This window comes from Streptomyces sp. SID3343 (assembly GCF_009865215.1).
GTDB lineage: Bacteria > Actinomycetota > Actinomycetes > Streptomycetales > Streptomycetaceae > Embleya.
This window is the reverse complement of sequence record NZ_WWJX01000853.1, coordinates 1-613: the sequence shown is the minus strand read 5'-3', so window position 1 is coordinate 613 and position 613 is coordinate 1. Positions and strand designations below refer to the sequence as shown.

Genomic DNA, 613 nt, shown 5'->3' with positions numbered 1-613 from the left:
AGGCGCGCGTGGCGGGGCGGCGCCCGGAGTTGCTTCGCCTGCTGCACGACGCGGTTCCGCGCACCGAAGACGTGACTGCCCGTCGGCGGCTGCTCGCGATCCGACGGGCGGTCGGCCGCGCGGACGCCCCGTACGACGAATCGGCGCATGGGATCGAGGCCGGCCCCGAATCGGCCCACCCGCTCGTGGCTGCTCCGGAATCGCCGCCGCGTCCGCTCGTGGCTGCTCCGGAATCGCCGCCGCGTCTGCGTGGGGTCGCTCCGGAGGCGGTGCGCCTGCCAGGGGTCGCTCCGGTACTGGCCCGCCTGCTTGGGGCTGTGCCGGAGTTGGTTCACCCGCTCACGGCCGTGCCGGAACTGGCCCGTCTGCTCGCGGCCGACATGAGTGATCGCCGCGAACTGGTCCGACTGCGTGCCGCGTTCGCCCAGGCCCACGCGCAGGAGTTGGATCGTCAACGCGAGGCGTTGTGGCGGCTCACCCACGAACCGCGCTTCGCCAAGGCCCTGGTGCTTGCCCATCCGGCGGTGGCGGCGCGCTGGGCCGCCGCGCCGTGCACGGCACCCGCCGACAAGCGGCGCCGACGGGTCGAGGACACGGTGCTGCGCTACGTGCT

At 74.4% G+C, this 613-nt stretch carries 1 protein-coding gene; it reads left to right on the top strand.

Going from position 1 to position 613, the window contains the following annotated elements; genetic code table 11:
* Positions 1-613: hypothetical protein (locus GT354_RS26425; RefSeq protein WP_202512312.1), on the top strand; the 613-nt coding region annotated here is incomplete at both ends.